Raw genomic sequence first — 22,507 nt, forward strand, 5'->3', positions numbered from 1 at the left:
ATGTCGGGCGAACTGAGTGGATATGATGCCGTCGCGGAAGCCCGATCGGCCCGGAACGTTCTCGATATCCATTGGTCGCGAATCTGTACCCGGCTGCAGGCCGAGGTCGGCGAGGTCGAGTACCGGACCTGGCTGAAACAGATCACCATCGGTCCGCTCGACGGCGACGAAATCGTCCTCAACCTGCCCACGCGCTTCCTGCGCGACTGGGTGCGCAGCCAGTACGGCGACCGGCTGACCACATTGTGGAACGCCGAATTGCCGGCGATCCGCCGGGTCGAACTGCAGGTCGGCCGTGCCGGCGACGGCGCGGCGGCCGGCGGTGCGGCGGTCGATGGCGCCGCTGCCGACGGCGTGTCAGGCAGGGCATCCACGCCGGCATCCGCGCCGTCCATCGTCCCGCCCGTCGAGGACCGCTCGGCCGAAAGCCGCAACGACCTGGCCGCCCCGCTCGACCCACGCTTCACCTTCGACAGTTTCATCGTCGGCAAGCCGAACGAATTCGCCTATGCCTGCGCGCGCCGGGTGGCCGAGCGCCCCTCCAGCCCCGGCTTCAACCCGCTCTTCCTGTATGGTGGGGTCGGCCTTGGCAAGACGCACCTGATGCACGCCATCGGGTCGGAACTGATGCGGGGCGGGGCGGTCTCGGTCGCCTATATGTCGGCCGAGAAATTCATGTACCGCTTCATCGCCGCCATCCGGTCGCAATCGACGATGGAGTTCAAGGAGCAGTTGCGCTCGGTCGACGTGCTGATGATCGACGACCTGCAGTTCCTGATCGGCAAGGACAACACGCAGGAAGAATTCTTCCACACCTTCAACGCGCTGGTCGATGCCGGACGGCAGATCGTGGTGTCGGCCGACAAGTCGCCGTCCGACCTTTCGGGGCTCGAGGACCGGCTGCGCACCCGCCTGGGCTGCGGCATGGTGGCCGACATCCACGCCACGACGTTCGAACTGCGCATCTCGATCCTGGAAGCCAAGGCCGCGGCCTCGGGGGTCGCGGTACCGGCCAAGGTGCTGGAATTCCTGGCGCACAAGATCACGTCGAACGTCCGCGAACTCGAAGGCGCGCTGAACCGCCTGATCGCCCACGCCAACCTGTTCGGCCGGTCCGTGACGCTGGAAGCGACGCAGGACGTGCTGCACGACATCCTCAAGGCGCATGACCGTCGCGTCACGATCGAGGAAATCCAGCGCAAGGTCTCCGAGCACTGGAATATCCGCCTGACGGACATGTCGTCGGCGCGGCGCGCCCGGGCGGTCGCCCGGCCGCGCCAGGTGGCCATGTACCTGGCCAAGCAACTGACCAGCCGGTCCCTGCCGGAAATCGGCCGCAAGTTCGGCAATCGCGACCATACCACGGTGATGCACGCCGTGGCCCGGGTGACCGAACTGATGGAACGCGACACCGCCTTCGCCGAGGATGTCGAACTGCTGCGCCGCATGCTGGAAAGCTGAGGGCGGGTGGCCCGGCGCGCGCCGGGCCTTTCCGCGTGCGGCGCGCGCTGCTAATGTTGCGCGCCGAACATCATGCGCGACCGTCGGACCGCATGCGAGGACCGCGATACACGATCCGCGTCACCCACCGCGCCGCAGACCCGATGGGGATCGCGCCGCGCCAGGACGGTGCCGGGCAAGGAGAGTCTCTACCTATGAAGCTGAAGGCTGACCGCGCGACATTGCTCAAGGCCCTGGCCCATATCCAGAGCGTCGCCGAGAAGCGGAACACGATTCCGATCCTGGCCAACGTCCTGATCAATGTTGCCGACGGTCGCCTGACCCTGACCGCCACCGACATGGAAATCGCGGTGGTCGAGGAAATCGGCGCCGAGACCACGCGCAACGGCGCCGTCACCGCGCCGGCCGCGGTGTTGTACGAGATCGTGCGCAAGCTGCCCGACGGGGTCGCGATCGAACTGGACCATGCCGGCGGCGACGCGCCGCTGGCGCTGCGGGCCGGGCGCTACGCCACCAGCCTGAACGTGCTGGATGTCGACGATTTCCCCTCGATGATGGCGGGCGCCCTGCCGCATCGCTTCAACGTGCCGGCCGCCCTCCTGCGCGGGCTGATCGACCGGACCCGTTTCGCGATCTCGACCGAGGAGACGCGCTATTACCTGAACGGCATCTATCTGCACGTCGCCGCCGGCGATGACGGCCCGATGCTGCGCGCCGTCGCGACCGACGGCCATCGCCTGGCCCGCGTCGAAACCGAGGTTCCGCCGGGCGCCGAGGACATCCCGGGCGTGATCGTGCCGCGCAAGACGGTCGCCGAACTGCGCAAGCTGCTGGACGAGGGCTCGGAAGACGTGGCGATCGGCCTGTCCGATACCCGCATCCAGTTCACGGTCGGCACCGTCACCCTGACGTCGAAGCTGATCGACGGGACCTTCCCCGAATATGACCGGGTCATTCCCCGCGGCAACGACAAGATCCTGCGCGTCGGCAAGCGCGATTTCTCCGATGCCGTCGCCCGCGTCGCCGCGATCAGCCAGGAACGCTCGCGCCCCGTCAAATTGTCGCTGGGCCATAACCTGCTGACCCTGTCGGCGGTCAGTCCCGACCAGGGCACCGCGAAGGAAGAACTGGACGACAACAGCGTCACCTATGACGCAGCGCCCCTCGAAATCGGCTTCCAGGCCCGGTACCTGAACGACATCACCGACCAGATCGACCGCGATGTCGAATTCGCCTTCTCGGACAGTTCCGCTCCCACGATCGTGCGGGACGTCGGCAGCCCCTCGGCGCTGTACGTCCTGATGCCGATGCGGGTCTGACCGGGGGCGTTCCCTGCCGCGTCATGGCCCGTCTGGACCGGCTGGCCCTGACCGATTTCAGGAATTACCGGCATCTCGCCTGGCGGCCGGACTCGCCCGTCACGGTCGTGGCGGGCGAGAACGGCAGCGGCAAGACCAACCTGCTCGAAGCCCTGTCGCTCCTGGTCCCGGGGCGCGGGCTGCGCGGGGCGCGCGGGTCCGAACTGGCGCGTCACGGCGCGGCCTTGTGGGGCGTCGCCGCCCGTTTCGCGGCGCCTGGCGGTGCGCTGTCCGACATCGCGACCGGCAGTGACCCCGCGCGGCCCGAACGCCGGGCCTTCCGCCGCGACGGCCAGGCCCTGCGCAATCGCGCCGCCCTGGCCGACGACCTTGCCGCGGTCTGGCTGACCCCGCAGATGGACCGCCTGTTCCAGGACGGGCTGCCCGGGCGGCGGCGCTTTCTCGACCGGCTGGTCCTGGCGCTGGAACCCGGTCACGCCCGCCAGCTTGCGGCCCATGACCAGGCGATGGCCCAGCGCAACCGGCTGCTGGCCGGCGGCCGGGCCGACACGGCCTGGCTGAACGCGCTCGAGGACTCCATGGCGCGCCATGCCGTGGCGGCCTCGGCGGCGCGCCTGGCCCTGGTCGCGCAGATGAACCACGATGCGCTCCCGGCGCCCGACGCCTTTCCGGCGGCGCGGATCGACATCCTGTGCCCGATCGCGGACCGGTTGCGCGGCCATCCGGCCCTGGCGGTCGAGGACTGGCTGCGCGGGCGCCTGGCCGCCGAACGCGGGGCGGATGCCGCGCGCGGCGGGGCAGGGGCGGGCGCGCATCGCGCCGACATGGCCCTGTCGGATCGCGCCACCGGCCGCCCCGCGGCCCAGGCCAGCACCGGGCAGCAGAAGGCGCTGCTGCTTGGCGTCGTGCTGGCGCATGCCGCGCTGATCGCCGGCATGCGCGGCGAGGCCCCGATGATCCTGCTGGACGAACCGCTGGTCCATCTGGACGAACGGCGCCGGGCCGCCCTGCTGGACCGCGTGGCCGGCTTCGCGACGACCGTGCTGATGACCGGCACCGACGCCGCGCACTTCGCCCCGTTGCGCGGCAAGGCCGGATTCGTCTCGGTCCAGGATGGGGCGATACGCCCATCGGACGCAATTCGGCCGCCCGATGCTGGTTCACATGACGCGAAGCCTGTATGATCGCCTTCTTCGATCCCGTTCCCAGCCTGGAGCCTCTGCCCGGTATGTCCGATCAATCCAATCCCGTTCACAAATCCGATATGGACATGGCCGGGATCTCATCCGACGATTCGGACTATGACGCCGCTTCGATTTCGGTCCTGAAGGGACTGGACGCCGTCCGCAAGCGGCCGGGCATGTATATCGGCGACACCGATGACGGCTCGGGCCTGCACCATATGGCGTTCGAGATCATCGACAACGCGGTCGACGAGGCCCAGGCCGGCTTCGCCACCGGCTGCACCGTCACGCTGAACGGCGACGGCAGCGTGACGGTGCGCGACAACGGCCGCGGCATCCCGACCGACATGCACATCGAAGAAGGCGTCAGCGCCGCCGAAGTGGTGCTGACCAAGCTGCATGCCGGCGGCAAGTTCAACCAGAATTCCTACAAGGTCTCGGGCGGCCTGCATGGCGTGGGCGCCGCCGTCGTCAACGCGCTGTCGGAATGGATGGAGGTGCGGATCTGGCGCGGCGGGCAGGAGCACATGATCCGCTTCCGCCACGGCGAGCGCGAGGCGCCCCTGGCGATCATCGGCCCGAGTGACGAGCCCCGTGGCACGCAGGTCACCTTCAGGCCCAGCGCCGCGACCTTCACCCGGACCGAATTCGATTTCGCGATCCTCGAACGCCGCATGCGCGAACTGGCGTTCCTGAATTCCGGGCTGCGGATCGAACTGCGCGACGAACGCCACACCCCGGTGCGCGAGGAGATTTTCCATTACGAAGGCGGGCTATCGGCCTTCGTCGAATGGCTCGATCGCGGCAAGACCTCCATCGTCGATCCGCCGATCACCGGCAGCCTGCAGAACGACGACAACGGCATCAAGGTCGAATTCGCGCTGACCTGGAACGACAGTTTCCATGAAACGATGCTGTGCTTCACCAACAACATCCCGCAGCGCGACGGCGGCGCGCACCTGGCCGGCTTCCGCCAGGCGCTGACGCGGGTGGTCGGCAAATACGCCGAAAGCAACAGCAGCAAGAAGGACAGCCAGGCCCTGGTCGGCGAGGACATGCGCGAAGGCATGACCGCCGTCCTGTCGGTCAAGGTGCCCGATCCGAAATTCTCCTCGCAGACCAAGGACAAGCTGGTCTCCTCCGAAGTCCAGCCCGTGGTGCACGCCGCGGCCGCTGACATGATCGCGCACTGGTTTGAAACCCACCCCAAGGAAGCGCGCGCCATCGTCGCCAAGGTGATGGATGCCGCCGCCGCGCGTGAGGCCGCGCGCCGCGCGCGTGAACTGACCCGCCGCAAGGGCGTGCTCGACGTCTCCTCGCTGCCCGGCAAGCTGGCCGACTGCCAGGAACGCGATCCCGCCCGTTCCGAACTGTTCATCGTCGAGGGGGATTCGGCCGGCGGCACCGCCAAGCAGGGGCGCGACCGGCGGTTCCAGGCCATCCTGCCGCTGAAGGGCAAGATCCTGAATGTCGAGCGCGCGCGGTTCGACCGCATGCTGGGCTCGGCCGAGGTCGGCACGCTGATCACCGCGCTGGGCACGGGCATCGGGCGCGGCGACGTCGAGAATGGCGGGTTCTCGGTCGACAAGCTGCGCTATCACCGCGTCGTCATCATGACCGACGCCGACGTCGACGGATCGCATATCCGCACGCTGCTGCTGACCTTCTTCTTCCGCCAGATGCCCGAACTGATCGAACGCGGGCATCTCTATATCGCCCAGCCGCCGCTCTACCGCGCCAAGCGCGGCAATGACGAACGCTATCTGAAGGACGACGCGGCGCTCGAGCAGTACCTGCTGGACAAGGCGCTGGCCAATGCCGCCATGCGCTATGCCGACGGGCGGGAGGTGACGGGCGCCGACCTGGCCGCCGACATCACCTTCATCCGCGACGTGACGCGGGCCCTGCAGCGCCTGTCGGTGCGTGCGCCGATCTGGATCCTCGAACAGGCCGCGATCGCAGGCGCGCTGCATTCCGACCTGTCGGTCGTCCAGGGGCGCGTCGCCGGCCTGCAGGCCCGCCTCGACGACGTCTCGCTGCCGAACGAGCGCGGCTGGAAGGTCGTGGCCAGCGCCGACGGGCTGGAACTGGCCCGCTCGGTGCGCGGCGTGGGCGAGGTCTACCGCCTGGATCCCGCCACCCTGCGCAGTGCCGAGGTCCGCTGGCTGGCCGAACGGGCCGGGCGGCTGACGGCCGATTTCGGCGGCAAGGTCGAACTGGCCCTGGACGGCACGATGCGCCCGGCCGACGGTCCGGCTTCGCTCTACGAGCGTATTCTGGCCCAGGGCCGGCGCGGCCTGTCGATCAATCGCTTCAAGGGACTGGGCGAGATGAACGACGCCCAGCTTTGGGAAACCACGCTGGATCCGGCCGTCCGCACCCTGTTGCAGGTCAAGGTCGGCGACGTGGAGAACGCCGCCCAGGTGTTTTCGACCCTGATGGGCGACGTGGTGGAGCCACGACGTGATTTCATCGTCGGCAACGCCCTGAAGGTCGCGAATCTCGACGTCTGAAAATCCCCTTTCATGAATCGCATCCCGTCATGAATCCATGAATCGAGGAGAGCATCCGTTGTACCGTCCGCTACGCAAGCTGGCCGCGCTGGGGGCGGCTGTCGGCCTGTCGCTCCTGCCGTGCGCCCCCGCTCTGACAATATCCGTTTTAACAGCCCCCGCTCTGGCAGCCGATCCTCCGCCGCAGATCGACCATGTCTATGGCGTCTATGTGCATGGGTTTCAGGCACTGACCATCAACGCACGCTATGCCGTCACCAATGACGGCTACGCGGTGCGCTCGACGATCCGCAGCGGCGGATTCCTGAGCATGCTGCTGCGGATGAACTTCACGTCGCAGGCCACCGGACGGTTCGTCCCCGACGGCGTGCAGCCGCTCAGCTATGAAAGTTCGGGCTATACGCGCGGCGCAGATCGGCATGTCGTGCTGGATTACAGCGACGGCCGCACCCGGATCGCCCTGCAGACCCCGCCCGAGCCCAGCCGCAATCCCATCCCGGCGGACGACCTGGCGCCTGCGGTCGACTCGCTCAGCGCCCTGATGCGGCTGCAGCGGGCGGTGCGCGTCCACCATGCCTGCGACGGCTCGGCCACCGTGTTCGACGGCGCGCGCCTGCTGCATATGGAATCCCATACGATCGGCCAGCAGGACCTGTCCGAAGACGACCGCCAGCCCTATCACGGCATGGCGCTGCGCTGCGACTTCACGGACCTGCAGATCGCGGGCTTCCGCAAGTCCGATGGCCCGGAATCCCCGGCCCGCAAGCCCGTCATCGGCAGCGTCTGGTTCCAGGACGTGCCGGGCGACGGGCTAACGGCGGTACGCATCGTCATGGAACATCCGCGCCTGGGCCACATGGTGGTGGTGCTGCTGCCCACCACCGCCTGACCCCGGCTCCGCCTATTGGGGCAGCAACCGGGCCGCGATATGGGGCAGTTCGGCCATCGAATCGGCACCGACCGTGGCTCCTGCCTCCATCTCCGGCCGCCCATAGCCCCAGCGGGCGAAGACCGACCGTACGGCGGCTCCTTCGGCAGCCAGGACGTCGTTATGGTGGTCGCCGACCATGATCGCGCGCGCGGCCTGCCCGCCGGCAAGCCCGATCGTGCCCAGCAGGTGCGCCGGGTCCGGCTTGCGGACCGGAAAACTGTCCCCGCCGCCGATCGCGTCGAACCAGTCCTCCAGGTCCAGCGCGGCGACGATCCGCCGGGCGGCCGCCACCGGCTTGTTGGTGCAGACCGCCATCCGCCACCCGGCCGCGCGCAATTGCTCCAGTGCATGAAGGGTGCCGGGGAAGGGGCGGGACAATTCCACCGCGCGAGGCGTGTAGTCGGCCAGATAGCGCGCCGTCGCCTCGTGCATGTCGATGCCCTTCGCATCGTCCCCGGCATCGGCCAGCAGGCGGCGCACCAGCGCGGCCACGCCGTCGCCGATCATCGCGCGCACCGCCTCGGGTGCGATTCCCGCCAGGCCATAGGATTTCAGCAGCCGGTCGGCGCTCGCCGCCAGGTCCGGCAGGCTGTCCAGCAGGGTGCCGTCCATGTCGAAGACGACGAGTCGGGGTGGCGGGCTGCCGGACATGGCGTCTCCTGGCGAAGGGCGAGGCGAAGAGGCGGGACGAAACGGCGGGCGAACCGCAGTATTTCGTAAACCTAAGTGATGGTCACGGATTGCGCCAATATTTGACAGGCATGTCACCTGCCCGCTACCCGCAGGTCATGACCGACTCCGCTCCCGCCGCCGCCCCGCCTCCGGCCGCCCATCGTCCCGCAACGGCCGTCATCCTGGCGGCCGGGCTGGGAACACGCATGAAATCCGACTGGCCGAAAGTCATGCATCCGCTCGCCGGCCGGCCGATGCTGCGCTACCTGATCGACAATGCGGCGCAGGTGTTCGACCGAATCGTCGTCGTGATCGGCCCGGGGATGGAGCAGGTCGCGGCCCTGGCCGCCCCGCACGCCACAGTCATCCAGCATGACCGGCTGGGCACGGCCCACGCCGCGCTGCAGGCCGCCGACCTGTTCGGCACGGGCGACGTCGCGGTGCTGTACGGCGACAATCCGCTGATCACCGCCGACAGCATGCGCCGCCTGCTGGCCTGCCGGCGGCAGGACGGGGCGGGCCTGGCCCTGATGGCGCTGCGCCCGGCCGATCCCGGCCGCTATGGCCGCGTCGTCACCGACGACGGGACCGATGGCGGCCTGGTGCAGCGCATCGTCGAATGGGCCGACGCCTCCGACGCCGAGCGGGCGGTCACCTTGTGCAACGCCGGCGTGCTCTGCGCGGGGGCCGAGACATTCCGCGGCTGGCTGCGCGCCGTGCGCAACGACAATGCGAAGGGCGAATATTATCTGGGCGACGTCGTCGCGATGGCCGTCGCCGACGGGCGGCAGGTCCGCGCCGTCGTGGCGCCCGAGGACGAATTGCGCGGCATCAATTCCCGCGCCGAACTGGCCCTGGCCGAAGCCAGCGTGCAGCGCCGCCTGCGCCATGCGGCGATGGCGGCCGGGGTCACCCTGGTGGCGCCCGACACGGTGTTCCTGGCCGCCGACACGGTGCTGGAACCCGACGTGGTGGTCCAGCCCCATGTGGTCTTCGGTCCCGGCGTGACGGTGCGGCGCGGGGTGGAAATCCGTGCCTTCAGCCATCTCGAAGGCTGCGTGGTCGAACCGGACGCCGTGATCGGCCCCTATGCGCGCCTGCGCCCGGGCGCCGAGATCGGAACGGGGGCCCATGTCGGTAATTTCGTCGAGATCAAGGCCGCTTCCCTTGGGGCCGGGGCCAAGGCCAATCATCTGACTTATCTGGGCGATGCCGCGATCGGCGCGGGCACCAATGTCGGGGCCGGCACCGTCACCTGCAATTATGACGGCGTCTTCAAGCACCGGACCACGATCGGCGCCGGCTGCTTCATCGGGTCCGACGCCATCCTGGTCGCGCCGGTCACGATCGGCGACGGCGCGCTGATCGCCGCCGGCAGCGTGATCACCCAGGACGTGCCCGCCGACGCCATGGGCATCGGCCGGGCGCGCCAGGCCAATAAAGAGGGGCGCGCCGCCACCCTGCGCGCGGCCCTGGACAAGAAGAAGAAGGAGCAGGGCTGATGTGCGGGATCGTCGGCGTCGTCGGCAGCAGCCAGGCTGCCCCGGTCATTTTCGACGCGCTGCGTCGGCTGGAATATCGCGGCTACGATTCCGCCGGGATCGCGACCCTGGTCGATGGGCGGATCGAACGCCGCCGCGCGGCGGGCAAGCTGGATCACCTGGCCGCATTGCTGGCCCGCGAACCGCTGGCCGGCGTCACCGGTATCGGCCATACGCGCTGGGCGACCCATGGCGCGCCGACCGAAAACAACGCCCACCCGCACGGCACCGGGCGCGTTTCCGTGGTGCATAACGGCATCATCGAGAATTTTGAGGCCCTGCGGCGCGAACTGGAAGCGGCCGGTCATGTCTTTTCGACCGAAACGGACAGCGAAACCATCGCCCAACTGGTCGATTTCCACCTGGCGCGCGGGCTTTCGCCGCGCGACGCCGCGTTCGCTGCTCTAGGCCGACTCGAAGGCGCCTATGCCCTGGCCATGCTGTTCGCCGGTCATGACGGGCTGGTCATCGGGGCGCGGCACGGCGCCCCGCTGGCCGTGGGGTTCGGCGAGCAGGAAATGTTCCTCGGCTCGGACAGCCTGGCCCTGGCGCCCCTGACCCGGCGCATCGCCTATCTGGATGACGGCGACTGGGTGGTGGTCACGCGCGGCGGCGCCGAATTCTTCGACGCGACGGGCGAGCGGGTCGAACGCGTGGCGCGCACCACGGCGCTGATCGCGGGTTCGGTCGGCAAGGACGGCTATCGCCACTATATGGAAAAGGAACTGCACGAGCATCCGGTCGTCATCGGCCAGACCCTGCAGCGCCTGATCGATCCGGCGACCCGCCGCGTGAGGCTGCCCGGCCTGCCTTTCGACCTGGCCCGGGTGCCCCGCGCCGTGGTCACCGCCTGCGGCTCGGCCTTCTATGCCGGGATGATCGGCCGCTACTGGCTGGAACGCATCGCGCAGATCCCCGTCGACATCGATGTGGCCAGCGAGATGCGCTACCGCGATCCGCCGCTGACGCCGGGCGGGCTGGGACTGCTGATCTCGCAATCGGGCGAAACCGCCGACACGCTGGCCGCCCTGCGCGGCATGCGCGCGCGCGGCCAGCACATCCTGTCGGTCCTCAATGTCGAACAGAGCACGATCGCCCGCGAAAGCGACGCCGTGCTGGGCACCGTGGCCGGCCCGGAAATCTCGGTGGCCAGCACCAAGGCCTTCACCGCCCAATTATCGGTGCTGGCCTGCCTGTCGATCGCCGTGGGCCGCGCCCGCGACACGCTGTCGGCCGAGGGGGAGGAGGCGCTGGTCGGGTCGCTGCTCGACCTGCCCGGCCGCGCGGGCGAAATCTTCGACCTCGCCCCGGCGATCCGCGAAATGGCGGCGGTCATCGCCGGCGCGCGCGACGTGCTGTATCTCGGCCGCGGCGCGTGCTTCCCAGTGGCTCTGGAAGGCGCGCTGAAGCTGAAGGAAGTCTCCTATATCCATGCCGAGGCCTATGCGGCGGGCGAGATGAAGCACGGCCCGATCTCGCTGATCGACCGGACGGTGCCCGTCGTCGCCTCCGTCCCCTCGGGCCGGTTGTTCGAGAAGACGGTCTCGAACCTGCAGGAGGCGCGCGCCCGCGGCGGCCGGCTACTGGTCTTCACCGACACCCGGGGCGCCGAGCGCCTGCGCGGCCTGGCGGAAATCGTGGTCGCGGTGCCGACGGTCGATGAATTCACCGCGCCGATCCTTCAGACCATTCCGGTCCAGATGCTGGCCTATGAGGTCGCGCTGCTGAAGGGCACGGATGTCGACCAGCCCCGCAACTTGGCCAAATCGGTCACCGTCGAATAATCCGCCGGGTGTTGTCAGGCACGGCGCCAGGATGTTTCCTCCGCTAGTGTCCTTTCGATTCCGAAATTCGCAAGCGAATTTCGGAATCGAAAGGACACTAGAATCAATATTTTAGTGGCCTGCTGGTCCGAGAAATTCTCATAAGAATTTCTCGGGCAGGACACTAGCACCATCTATCTCTATCAAGGATGGGCAGGAATGGGCGGCGGAAGAGGAGCACCGGACATGGAACAGGGCGAATCCGGCAGGGGATTGCGGGTTCTGGTTCGTGGCGGCGGGGTGGCGGGCCTAACCAGCGCGGTGACGCTGGCCGAACGCGGCGCGTCCGTGACCCTGTCCGAGACCGGTCCGCGAGTCGGATCCGGCGCGTCGTGGATGGCGGGCGGCATGCTCGCCCCCTGGTGCGAGGCCGAATCCGCCCCGCCCGAGGTCACCCGCGACGCGCACGAATCGATTGATTGGTGGGCCGCTCATGTGCCCGGCGTGGCGCGCCAGGGCAGCCTGGTCCTGGCCCCGCCCCGCGACGTCGGCGAAATCGCGCGTTTCGCGCGCCGCACCAGCGCGCACGACCTGATCGACGGCGCGCGCATCGCGGCGCTGGAACCCGATCTGGCCGGACGATTCGGCAAGGGATTGTTCTTCGCGCGCGAAGGTCATGTCGACCCGCGTGCCGCCCTGCTGGCCCTCCATGATCGGCTGCTGGCCCTGGGCGGGCAGGTGCATCTGAACGCGCCGCCCGATTTCCCCGACCGGGGATTCGACTGGGTGGTGGATTGCACCGGCATCGCCGCGCGCACCCGGTTGCCGGGACTGCGCGGCGTGCGGGGGGAAATGCTGCTGCTGCGCTGCCCGGACGTCGCGCTGCACCGCCCGGTGCGCATGTTGCACCCGCGCATCCCGGTTTACATCGTCCCGCGGGCGGACCATCTGTTCATGGTCGGCGCGACGATGGTCGAGAGCGAAAGCGGCGCCGGCATGACGCTGCGTTCGATGGTGGAATTGCTGACGGCCGCCTATGTGCTGCATCCGGCCTTCGGCGAGGCGGAAATCGTCGAAACCGGCGTCGGGCTTCGCCCGTCCTTTCCGGACAATGTCCCATCGGTCACCGTCGATGGCCGGATCGTGAATGTGAACGGGATGTACCGTCACGGTTTCCTGCTGTCGCCGGCCCGGGCGCGGCAGGCGGCCGACATCATATGCGGCACGCCGCCCAACGGGTGAGCAGCAAGTGGGGGTGAGGGAGGAAAGATGAGGATTCTGGTCAACGAGGAACCGCGTGACGTCGCCGCCGTGACCCTGGCCGCCGTGCTGGATGAACTGGGATATGGCGGGGCGCGCGTCGCCACGGCGGTGAATGGCGACTTCGTGCCTGCGGCGCGCCGCGGCGCCCTGCATCTGGACGAGGGGGCGCGGGTCGAGATCCTGGCCCCGATGCAGGGGGGGTGACCATGCTGTTCTACGGTACCGAACTCTCCTCGCGCCTCATGCTGGGCACGGCACAATATCCCTCGCCGGACATTCTGGCGGGCGCGGTACGCGCGGCCAGGGCCGGCGTGGTGACCGTCTCGCTGCGCCGGGAATCGGCGGGGCTGCGGGCCGGCCAGGCATTCTGGTCGATGATCCGCGGCCTGGGCGTTCCGGTCCTGCCCAATACGGCGGGCTGCCATACGGTCAAGGAAGCCGTCACCACCGCCCAGATGGCGCGCGAGATCTTCGACACCGACTGGATCAAGCTGGAAGTGATCGGCGAATCCGACACGCTGCAGCCCGACATGTTCGCGCTGGTCGAGGCCGCGCGGATCCTGACCGAGGACGGCTTCAAGGTCTTTCCCTACATGACCGAGGACCTGGTGGGCGCCGAACGGCTGCTGCAGGCGGGCTGTCAGGTGCTGATGCCCTGGGGGGCGCCGATCGGCTCGGGCAAGGGGCTGAACAATCTGTTCGGCCTGCGGGCCCTGCGCGCGCATTTCCCCGACGTGCCGCTGGTCGTCGATGCCGGCATCGGCCTGCCGTCCCACGCGGCGCAGGCGATGGAGCTGGGCTATGACGCGGTACTGATCAACACGGCGGTGGCCAAGGCCGGGGATCCGGTCGCCATGGCGGGCGCCTTCCGCCTCGCGGTCGAAGCCGGGCTGGCCGCCCGCTCTGCCGACCCGATGGAGGAGCGCGACATGGCGGTGCCTTCCACGCCCGTCCTGGGCCGGGCCGTCCTGGCATGAGCCTGCCGTCGCGGATCTACCCCATCGTTGACCGGGCGAATTGGGTCGAGCGGCTGGGCGGCGCCGGGGCGCGGCTGATCCAGTTGCGGGTTAAGGATCTGCAGGGTGATGCCCTGCTGGCGGAAATCCGCGCGGCCCGCGCCCATGCCGACCGGCACGGCGTGTGCCTGGTCCTCAATGATTACTGGCGCATCGCGCTGGACGAAGGGATCGGCTTCGTCCATCTGGGACAGGAAGATCTCGACGGCGCCGATCTCACGGCCATGCGCGCGGCCGGACTCCAACTGGGCGTCAGCACCCATTCGGCCGCCGAACTGGATCGCGCCTTGTCCGTGCGGCCCGATTACATCGCGCTCGGCCCGGTCTGGCCGACCCGGCTGAAGCAGATGCCCTGGGCGCCGCAGGGCGTCGAACGACTGGGCGAATGGAAGGCGCTGGTCGGCGACGTGCCGCTGGTGGCCATCGGCGGCATCACCCTGGCCCGTGCCGCCTCCTGCCTGGCCGCCGGCGCCGATTGCGTGTCGGCCGTGTCCGATTTCATCGCCCATCCGGACCCCGAGGGCCAGGTCCGCGCCTGGCTGGCCGTGACCCGCGCCGCCGCCTGACAGGGGGCGGGCGGCATTCGGCCTTGTGTTTCAAGGGTGCAGCATAACGTGACCGGTGCGTGGCGTTGCCCCTCGGGCCGGTTCTGTGCTTTTTCGGACAGGACCGTGTGACCAACGCGCCGCGTCCGGCGGTGGCGCCGGCTTTTCCCGGCTCTGGACCGGCCCCGACCCTCGGCGGCGGGTTCCAGGCGGGCGCCCGCGGCCATCGGATGGTCATACTCGTCGGCAAGAATGATGTGGTCGGTCCATGCGACGATCGGGAGGCGATGAATGGCGGTGACGGGACTGGCGGCGGTACTGCTCGCGATCGCCCTGCTGCTGGTGGTCGTCAGTGCCGTGCAGCCGCTCGCCCGCCGGCTGGAACTGTCCGAAACCGTGCTGCTGGCCGTTGCCGGCATCGTGCTGGGCGGCACGGCCGACCTGGTCCTGCGCAGCTCCCACACCGACCTGTTCAATGGCGCCGCGGAAACGCTGCTCTATTTCCCGCTGAACAGCGAAGCCTTCATGCTGATCTTTCTGCCCGCCCTGGTGTTTCAGGGGGCCCTGGCGATCGATGTCCGGCGCCTGGCGCATGAAACGGCGACGGTCCTGCTGCTGGCGGTGGTGGCGGTGGTCGTCTCGACCGCCACCATCGGGCTGGCGCTATTTCCCTTCGCCGGCCTGCCGCTGGCGGTCTGCCTGCTGCTGGGATCGATCGTGGCCACCACCGACCCGTCCGCAGTGGCCGGCATCTTCCGCGAAATCGGCACCGCCAGCCGCCTGACCCGCCTGGTCGAGGGCGAGGCCCTGCTGAACGACGCGGCGGCGATTGCCATCTTCTCGATCCTGCTCGCGGCGGTGACGTCGCATCACCCCATTGCCCCCGGCGGCGCGGCGCTGGAATTCCTGGTCTCGTTCAGCGGCGCCATCGTCATGGGCATGCTGTTCGGCCGGCTGACCCTGATGCTGATCACCATGATCGGGCCCGCACCGGCCGCCGAGATCACCCTGACCGTGGCGCTGCCCTATATCGTCTATATCCTGTGCGACGAATTCCTGGGCTTTTCCGGCGTGGTCGCGACCGCCGCCGCGGGCCTGACCCTGTCGGTTTACGGCCCGTCCACCATCCGGCCCCAGACCTGGCGCTTCCTGAACGAATTGTGGCAGCAACTGGTGTTCTGGGCCGGCTCGCTGGTCTTCGTGCTGGCCTCGATGCTGGTGCCCCGACTGCTGGTCGGCATGACGCGGTGGGACTGCGTACTGATCCTGATCGCCACCGGGGCGGGTCTGCTGGCGCGGGGCGCGGTGGTGTTCGGATTGCTGCCGGTACTCGCGGCCACGCGCCTGTCCCCGCCTGTGCCGGCTCCCTTCAAGGTCACGATGGTCTGGGGCGGCCTGCGCGGCGCCATCACCCTGGCCCTGGCCCTGGCGGTGACCGAAAACGAGCATGTCTCGACGCCGGTCGCCCATTTCATCGGCATCATCGCCACCGGGTTCGTGCTGATCACCCTGTTCGTCAACGGCACGACCCTGCGCTACCTGGTCCTGTTCCTGAAGCTGGACCAGCTCTCGCCGATCGATCAGGCCCTGCGCCACCAGGTCCTGGGCATCGGCCTGGGCGAGGTGCGCGACCGCACCCGCGAAATGGCGGACGAGCTCGGTTTCTCCCGCGCGGTCGTCAACCGGACCGTCGGCGCGCTGGACAAGCGCGTGGCCGAGGAAGAGCAGGCCAACACATTCGACACCGCGCTGGGCGACCGCCAGCGCGTGACCCTGGCCCTGATCGTGATCGCCAACCGCGAGCGCTCGATCCTGCTGGACCTGTTCCGCATCCAGGGGCTGTCGCGCCCGGTGATGGAAACGCTGCTGCGCTCCGCCGAGGCCATGGTCGACGGCGCGCGGCTGGAAGGGCGCTTCGGCTATGTCCGCGCGTTGCGGCGCCGGGTGCGCCCGTCCCTGCGTTTCCGGCTGGCCCAGGCGATCCACCATCGTTTCCATTTCGACCAGCCGCTGATGTCCTGCATGACCGAGCGGTTCGAAATGCTGATGATCGCCTATTTCGTCTCGCTTTCGCTGATCCGCTTCATGCGGACCCGCATGGAGCCGACGCTGGGCAGCCGCATCGGCGAAATCGTCGCCGAGGTCCTGGAGCGGCAACGCAAATTGCTGAACGAGGCGTTGCAGACCCTGCGGCTGCACTATCACGGCTATTCCGAGGCGCTGGAAGGCCGCCTGCTGCAGCAGGTCGCGCTGCGCCTGGAAAGCGAGGAATATGATTCGCTGATGGACGAGTCCCTCATCAGCGAGGAACTGCACCGCGAGCTGCACCGCGACGTCGAACGCAGGCGCGGGCAGCTCGACGCGCCGCTGACCTTCAACATCAAGGCGGGGATCGAGGTCCGGCTGCGCGAACTGCCGGTGTTTCGCGGCGTGCCCGACGCCGCGCTGCACGACCTGGCCAGGCAGGTCTCGGTCCATTTCACCACGCCGGGCCAGCGCCTGTACAAGCGCGGGCGGAAGGTGCGGACCGTTTATTTCATCAGTGCCGGCCTGGCCGAAACCCACTACGCCGAACATGACGTGCGCTACGGCGCCGGCGACGTGGTCGGCGCGGCGGCGGCCCTGGCCGACGCGCCCGCGCGGGCCATCAGCCGGTCGCTGCAATTCGGCCATTTCCTGACGATGAGCGCGCGCCGCTTCCGTCGCCTGGTCGCCGAATATCCGGTGATTCGCTCCAATCTCGACGAACTGGCCAGGGCGCGGGAAAAATCCGACCGGTCCGAGGTCCGGCTGCTGCCCGAGAACAGCGGCGCGCTGCAGTTTCCGTCGGACGACGCGATCACGCTGGCGACCGCCCCACTCTCCGATTCCCTGCCCGATACGCCGGGCGCGCCCGAAGACAGGCATTCCACCGGCGCGATCTAAGACGCGCGCCGTGACAACGCGGGTTCCATTCCCCGGCAATCTATTGTTATCAATGTCATGAGGTCGAGCCCGGCGATCCCTGCCACGGCCGGATTTCATACAGCCGGAGGATGCATGCTGACACTGCAGGTTAACGGCGCATCGCATCAGGTGGACGTCCCCGACGACATGCCGCTGCTGTGGGTGCTGCGCGACGTCCTGGGCATGATGGGGACCAAGTTCGGCTGCGGGATCGGCGAATGCGGCGCCTGCACCGTCCATGTCGACGGCAAGGCCGTGCGCTCGTGCTCGCTGCCCGTGTCCCTGGTCGGGCCGCGGCCGGTCACCACCATCGAGGGCCTGGAAGGCGACACGCTCGCCGGCGGCGTGCAGCAGGCCTGGCTGGATATCGACGTGGTGCAATGCGGCTATTGCCAGACCGGGCAGATCATGGCGGCGGTGGCGCTGCTGAAGGCGAATCCGCACCCGACCGACGACGACATCGACCAGGCGATGTCGGGCAATATCTGCCGCTGCGGCACCTATCGCCGCATTCGCGCGGCCATCCGCAACGCGGCCGGAGCAGTCTGATGGATCAGGTCATGCTGTCGCGCCGCCAGGCATTGGGCGGGGCACTGGGTGGGGCAGGCGGGCTGCTGCTGGCGGCGATGCTGCCGCGCCGGGCCGCCCGCGCCGCCACCCGGATCGTCGAGGACCCGGCCGGCCCGTTCGCGCCCAACGCCTTCGTGCGCATCGCCACCGACGACACGATCACGCTGATCATGCCCAATGTCGAAATGGGGCAGGGGATCTATACCGGCGAGGCGATGCTGATCGCCGAGGAGCTGGATGTCGGGCTGGAGCAGATCCAGCTCGAGGCCGCGCCCCCCGACGCGGCCTACACGACCAAGCAACTGGGCGAACAGGCGACCGGCGGCTCGACCTCGACCATCGCCACCTGGACCAGCCTGCGTGAGGCCGGCGCCGTCGCGCGCACCCTGCTGGTCCAGGCCGCCGCCGCGCGCTGGTCGGTCGATCCCGCGACCTGCCGGACCGAGGGCGGGACCGTCCGGCACGATGCGACGGGCGCCAGCCTGACCTACGGCGCGCTGGCGGCGGACGCCGCGGCGCTGCCGCTGCCCAAGGGGCCCATCGCGCTGCGCGATCCGTCCCACTTCCGCCTGATCGGCCATTCCCAGCACCGGCTGGACGCGGCGGCCAAGGTGGCTGGAAAGGCCGTGTTCGGCATCGACATCCAGGTGCCCGGCATGCGCGTCGGCACGGTCGCGGCCTGCCCGGTGATGGGCGGCGTGCTGCGCCATGTCGATGACCGCGCCGCGCGGCAGGTTCCAGGCGTGCACGACGTGCTGACGATCGGCAACGCCGTCTGCGTGGTGGGCGACCATTTCTGGGCGGCCCGCAAGGGGCTGGACGCGCTGGTGATCACCTGGGACGAGGGCGTCAACAGCGCGGTCGACACCCAGACGATCTATGGCCAGTTGCATGACGCGCTGGACGGGCCGGCGATCGTCGCGCACGTCAAGGGTGACGCCAAGGGCGCCATCGGCAATGCCGCCACCCGTGTCGAGGCCGTCTATCAGCAGCCGCTCCTGGCCCACGCGCCCATGGAGCCGATCAATTGCACCGTGCTGGTCGCGCCGGACCGCTGCGATATCTGGGTCGGGTCGCAGGTTCCGGCCCGCGCGCGCGATTCGGCGGCCGAACTGACCGGACTGGCCAAGGACCAGGTCCATCTCCACAACCAGTATATCGGCGGCGGATTCGGCCGGCGGCTGGAGCATGAGTACGTCACGCAGGCGGTGCAGTTCGCCCGCCAGGTCAAATATCCGCTGAAGATCGTCTGGACCCGCGAACAGGACCTGACCCTGGACCGCTATCGTCCGGCCTATGTCGATCACCTGGTCGGCGGCCTGGACCGCGACGGCCGCCTGGTGGGACTATCCCACCGGATCGTCGGTCCGGCGGTGGTCGCGCGCTGGGCGCCCCAGGCCCTGCTGCCGAACGGCGTCGATGACGACCTGCTGGCCGCGACGGTCGAGACACCGTACGATATTCCCGCCATGTTCCTCGATTACGCGCGGCGCGAGGCGCCGGGCGTGGTCACCGCATGGTGGCGCGGGGTGGGCGGCACGCGCGGCGTCTTCGTCGTCGAAAGCTTCATCGACGAACTGGCTGCGGCCGCCGGAGCCGATCCGGTGGCGTTCCGCCGCAGGATGACCGAGGGCAAGCCCCGTGCGCGCGCCGTCCTGGAACTGGCGGCGGCCAAGGCCGATTGGGGTTCCCCGCTGCCGGCCGGGGTCGGGCGCGGCATCGCCCTGCAATATGTGTTCGGTTCCTACCTGGCGACGATCGCCGAGGTCGAAATGACCGACATGGGAGGCGTGCGGGTCCGGCGGGTGATCGTCGCCGTGGATTGCGGCCGCCTGGTCAACCCCGACCAGGTGGTCTCGCAGATCGAGGGCGGCCTGATCTTCGGCATGAGCGCCGCCCTGTTCAATGAAATCACGCTGCTTCACGGGCGGGTGCAGCAGGAGAATTTCAATTCCTACCGGATCATGCGCATGAACGAAGCGCCGGCGATCGAGGTGCATCTGGTCGACAGTACCGAAGATCCGGGCGGAATTGGCGAAACCGGCACGGCGGCAGCGGCGGCCGCTCTGGCCAACGCGATCGCGGCGGCAGGCGGTGGCCGCCGCCGCCGCCTGCCGCTGATGGGAGCCCAGGCATGAGGCGCGCGGGTCACATCGTCAGCCTGCTGGCCCTGGCGCTGGTCTCGGCTGGGGCCGCGACGGCCCGGGCGCAGCAATCCGACTTGGTCAAGCGCGGCGAATATCTCGAACGCGCCGCGGATTGCGAGGTCTGCCACACCGCGCCCGGCGGCACGCCCTATGCCGGCGGCCGCGCCTTCGACCTGCCCGGGATCGGCCGGATCTACGCGCCGAACATCACCCCGGACAGGGAAACCGGGATCGGCGCCTATACGGATGCGCAATTCGAGTCCGCCGTGCGGATGGGCGTGGCGCCGGGGTGGAAACATCTCTACCCGGTCATGCCCTATGCGTCCTATGCCCGCATGACCCCGGACGACGTGCGGGCAATCCGCGCCTATCTGGCGACCCTGCCGGCGGTGCATGCGCCCGCCCCCGCCAATGTCGTGCGCTTTCCCTACAATATCCGCGCCGTGATGCTGGCCTGGAACCTGCTCTATCGTCCGTCCTCGCCGCTCGGGGACGAACCGGGCCGGTCGGCGGCGTGGAACCGTGGCCGCTATCTGGTCGAGGCCGCGGGCCACTGCGCCGAATGCCATTCGCCCCGCACGATGCTGCAGGCGACGTCCAGGGACCGGTCCTATGCCGGCGCCGTCACCAACGGCTGGATCGCCTATAACATTTCCTCCGACCCCGACAGCGGGATCGGGGCCTGGAACGATTCGCAACTGACGGACTATCTGTCCACCGGCCATGCCGACGGCAGGGGCACCGCGGCCGGCCCCATGGCCGAAGTCGTCGGGCACAGCCTGCGGTACCTGACGCCGCAGGACATCGCCGCCATGGTGACCTATCTGCGCAGCCTGCCGGCCCGCCCGGCGAACGAGACGATCACCGCCGTCGCGCCGGATGCGCTGGCCAGTGCCAGCCTCAGCCACAGCGACGGCGCCGGATTGTTCGCCGGCGCCTGTGCCGGCTGCCATCTGACGGACGGGAAGGGCCGGCAGGTCGATTTCGCCGCGCTCTGGGGCGCGCGTGCCTTCGGCGAAACCCGGGGGCGCAACCTGGTTCGGGTGATGCTGGAGGGGTCGCGGCTGGATACGGCGCACGGCGCGATGACGATGCCCGCCTTCGGCCCCGAATATCGCGATCAGGACCTGGCGGACATCGCCAATTTCGCGATCGGCCATTTCGGCAACCGGGTCGGGCATGTCACCGCGCACGACGTGGCCGAGGCGCGCGCGAGCCCGTCCGCGCCCTGAAGGCGCAGGCTGCCGCCAGCATCATCCCAGAACGGCGCGTCATCCGGAATTTTTCATGAAAATCGATCTACCGAGCCTGGCGCGCAAGATACCATCCCGGCTGCTGATGCCGCCGGTCTGGGTGGCGCAGCTCGCGACCGGCGCGAAATCGTTCCGCGACAACCCGATCATCGGCAGCCGCCTGCTCAACGCGCTCGGCCTGCATAACGCGCGCCAGGGCCTGGCCCACTGGCTGGCCGATCGCCGCCGCCGCCGCCTCGGCCAAGCCCTGGACGCCGATCATGCCGCCGCCTTCCGGCGTGACGGCTTCGTCCTGGTCCCGGATTTCCTGTCGCCCGACATGTTCGCCGCGGTGCTGCGTCAGGCCAGGGATTTCCGCGGATCGGCGCGTGAGACGATCCAGGGCGACACGATCACCCGCCGCCTGGCGCTCGATCCGGCAGCTCTGCGACGCATGCCCGCGCTTGGCCAAGTCCTCGATGACCCGCTCTGGCGCCGCCTGCTGCGTTTCGTCGGCAGTCATGATGCCGAGCCGGTCTGCTACCTGCAGACGGTCCTCTCCGGCGCCGTCGACGGCCCGCCGGACCCGCAGACGGCCTTGCATGCCGACACGTTCCACCCGACCGTCAAGGCATGGCTGACATTGACCGACGTCGCGGAAGGCGCCGGCCCGTTCGTCTATGTCCCTGGTTCGCACATCCTCACGCCGGCGCGCCGGGCATGGGAACGCCGTATGAGCATGACGGCGCGCCACACCCCCGACCGCCTCAGCGGCCGCGGCTCGTTCCGGATCTCGGCCGAAGATCTGCGCCGCCTCGGCTATGACGCGCCACGCGCCTTCGCCGTGCCGGCCAATACGCTGATCGTGGCCGATACGTCCGGCTTCCATGCGCGCGGCCCCAGCCTGCAGCCCGGGATCAGGGTCGAAATCTGGGCATATGGCCGCCGCAACCCATTTCTTTCGCTCCCGTTCGACATCTGGCGCATTCCGGCGTTCGGCCGCCGCCGCGCACCCGTCTTCTGGGCGGTGTGCGACGTGCTGGACCGCCTCGGCCTGAAACGGCAAACCTGGCGCCGCCGGGACGACAGGTCGGCGTTCGATCCGGCCTGATGCAAGGATCGCGCGTCGCTGCCATAAAGGGGGGAATCCCGACGCATGGTAGCGGCGGACGGATTTGAACCGCCGACCAAGGGATTATGATTCCCCTGCTCTACCGCTGAGCTACGCCGCCATCGCGTCGGTGGTTGGGGAGATATCCCCCCCGTCATCCAAAGTCAACCCGTTGATCGCGATTGATGCACCTGTTGTCATCATGGTTAAAGAAAAAAGCCTTTTCCCTTGATATGGCGCCATTCATGGCGCGCCACCCGGCCTCGGCCGGGCCACAGACCGGAACGGATTTC

General features: G+C 68.9%; 17 protein-coding genes and 1 tRNA gene. 16 read left to right on the forward strand and 2 right to left on the reverse strand.

The annotated features are described in order from the left end of the window. From dnaA to QN315_RS00025, 5 genes are all read left to right on the forward strand, one after another. A complete protein-coding gene (gene dnaA, locus QN315_RS00005) occupies positions 1-1,461 on the forward strand; it encodes a chromosomal replication initiator protein DnaA (protein WP_323990987.1) in 1,461 nt (486 codons plus the stop codon). A gap of 194 nt (positions 1,462-1,655) precedes the next feature. Continuing rightward, positions 1,656-2,780 carry a DNA polymerase III subunit beta gene (gene dnaN, locus QN315_RS00010; protein WP_323993673.1) on the forward strand — a complete coding sequence of 375 codons (1,125 nt, stop codon included), beginning with the start codon at positions 1,656-1,658 and terminating at the stop codon, positions 2,778-2,780. Between the two features lie 23 nt (positions 2,781-2,803). After that, positions 2,804-3,964, forward strand: coding sequence for a DNA replication/repair protein RecF (gene recF / locus QN315_RS00015; RefSeq protein WP_323990988.1), 1,161 nt, complete (start codon positions 2,804-2,806; stop codon positions 3,962-3,964). Positions 3,965-4,044: 80 nt separating this feature from the next. After that, positions 4,045-6,477 carry a DNA topoisomerase (ATP-hydrolyzing) subunit B gene (gene gyrB / locus QN315_RS00020; RefSeq protein ID WP_323993675.1) on the forward strand — a complete coding sequence of 811 codons (2,433 nt, stop codon included), beginning with the start codon at positions 4,045-4,047 and terminating at the stop codon, positions 6,475-6,477. A gap of 58 nt (positions 6,478-6,535) precedes the next feature. Next, a complete protein-coding gene (locus tag QN315_RS00025; RefSeq protein WP_323990989.1) occupies positions 6,536-7,366 on the forward strand; it encodes a DUF3108 domain-containing protein in 831 nt (276 codons plus the stop codon). Positions 7,367-7,378: 12 nt separating this feature from the next. Here QN315_RS00025 and gph read toward each other — a convergent pair whose 3' ends face one another. Next, entirely contained in the window at positions 7,379-8,059 is a 681-nt protein-coding gene (gene gph / locus QN315_RS00030) for a phosphoglycolate phosphatase (protein WP_323990990.1), read from the reverse strand. Positions 8,060-8,196: 137 nt separating this feature from the next. Here gph and glmU point away from each other — a divergent pair, with 137 nt between their 5' ends. The 11 genes from glmU to QN315_RS00085 all read left to right on the forward strand — a co-directional run bounded on the left by glmU (position 8,197) and on the right by QN315_RS00085 (position 22,214). Continuing rightward, positions 8,197-9,582 (forward strand): bifunctional UDP-N-acetylglucosamine diphosphorylase/glucosamine-1-phosphate N-acetyltransferase GlmU, encoded by a 1,386-nt coding sequence (gene glmU / locus QN315_RS00035; RefSeq protein WP_323990991.1) that lies wholly within the window; start codon positions 8,197-8,199, stop codon positions 9,580-9,582. Next, positions 9,582-11,405 carry a glutamine--fructose-6-phosphate transaminase (isomerizing) gene (glmS, locus tag QN315_RS00040; RefSeq protein WP_176640698.1) on the forward strand — a complete coding sequence of 608 codons (1,824 nt, stop codon included), beginning with the start codon at positions 9,582-9,584 and terminating at the stop codon, positions 11,403-11,405. Before glmU ends, glmS begins: the two co-directional genes overlap by 1 nt. Positions 11,406-11,630: 225 nt before the next feature. Further along, on the forward strand, positions 11,631-12,626 hold the full coding sequence (gene thiO / locus QN315_RS00045) for a glycine oxidase ThiO (protein ID WP_323990992.1): 996 nt from the start codon (positions 11,631-11,633) through the stop codon (positions 12,624-12,626). Between the two features lie 27 nt (positions 12,627-12,653). Next, positions 12,654-12,851, forward strand: coding sequence for a sulfur carrier protein ThiS (gene thiS / locus QN315_RS00050; RefSeq protein WP_323990993.1), 198 nt, complete (start codon positions 12,654-12,656; stop codon positions 12,849-12,851). A 2-nt stretch (positions 12,852-12,853) separates the two neighbouring features. Further along, positions 12,854-13,624 (forward strand): thiazole synthase, encoded by a 771-nt coding sequence (locus QN315_RS00055; RefSeq protein WP_176641091.1) that lies wholly within the window; start codon positions 12,854-12,856, stop codon positions 13,622-13,624. After that, positions 13,621-14,229: a thiamine phosphate synthase gene (locus QN315_RS00060; RefSeq protein ID WP_323990994.1), complete on the forward strand. Its 609-nt coding sequence runs from the start codon at positions 13,621-13,623 to the stop codon at positions 14,227-14,229. The genes QN315_RS00055 and QN315_RS00060 overlap by 4 nt, the downstream gene beginning before the upstream one ends. Positions 14,230-14,499: 270 nt before the next feature. Further along, a complete protein-coding gene (locus tag QN315_RS00065) occupies positions 14,500-17,133 on the forward strand; it encodes a cation:proton antiporter (protein WP_323990995.1) in 2,634 nt (877 codons plus the stop codon). A gap of 114 nt (positions 17,134-17,247) precedes the next feature. After that, positions 17,248-17,703 (forward strand): (2Fe-2S)-binding protein, encoded by a 456-nt coding sequence (locus QN315_RS00070; RefSeq protein ID WP_176640554.1) that lies wholly within the window; start codon positions 17,248-17,250, stop codon positions 17,701-17,703. Beyond that, positions 17,703-19,862, forward strand: coding sequence for a molybdopterin cofactor-binding domain-containing protein (locus QN315_RS00075; RefSeq protein ID WP_323990996.1), 2,160 nt, complete (start codon positions 17,703-17,705; stop codon positions 19,860-19,862). The genes QN315_RS00070 and QN315_RS00075 overlap by 1 nt, the downstream gene beginning before the upstream one ends. Continuing rightward, the gene (locus QN315_RS00080) at positions 19,859-21,103 is read left to right on the forward strand and encodes a cytochrome c (protein WP_323990997.1); all 1,245 of its coding nucleotides are present in this window, start codon (positions 19,859-19,861) and stop codon (positions 21,101-21,103) included. Before QN315_RS00075 ends, QN315_RS00080 begins: the two co-directional genes overlap by 4 nt. 55 nt (positions 21,104-21,158) lie before the next feature. Beyond that, entirely contained in the window at positions 21,159-22,214 is a 1,056-nt protein-coding gene (locus QN315_RS00085; RefSeq protein WP_323990998.1) for a phytanoyl-CoA dioxygenase family protein, read from the forward strand. Between the two features lie 46 nt (positions 22,215-22,260). Here the strand turns inward: QN315_RS00085 and QN315_RS00090 are convergent. Then, positions 22,261-22,335 (reverse strand) — tRNA-Met (locus tag QN315_RS00090). Between the last annotated feature and the right edge of the window lie 172 nt (positions 22,336-22,507).

The organism is Nguyenibacter sp. L1, from assembly GCF_035199985.1.
In the GTDB taxonomy this organism is placed as follows: Bacteria; Pseudomonadota; Alphaproteobacteria; order Acetobacterales; family Acetobacteraceae; genus Gluconacetobacter; species Gluconacetobacter vanlangensis.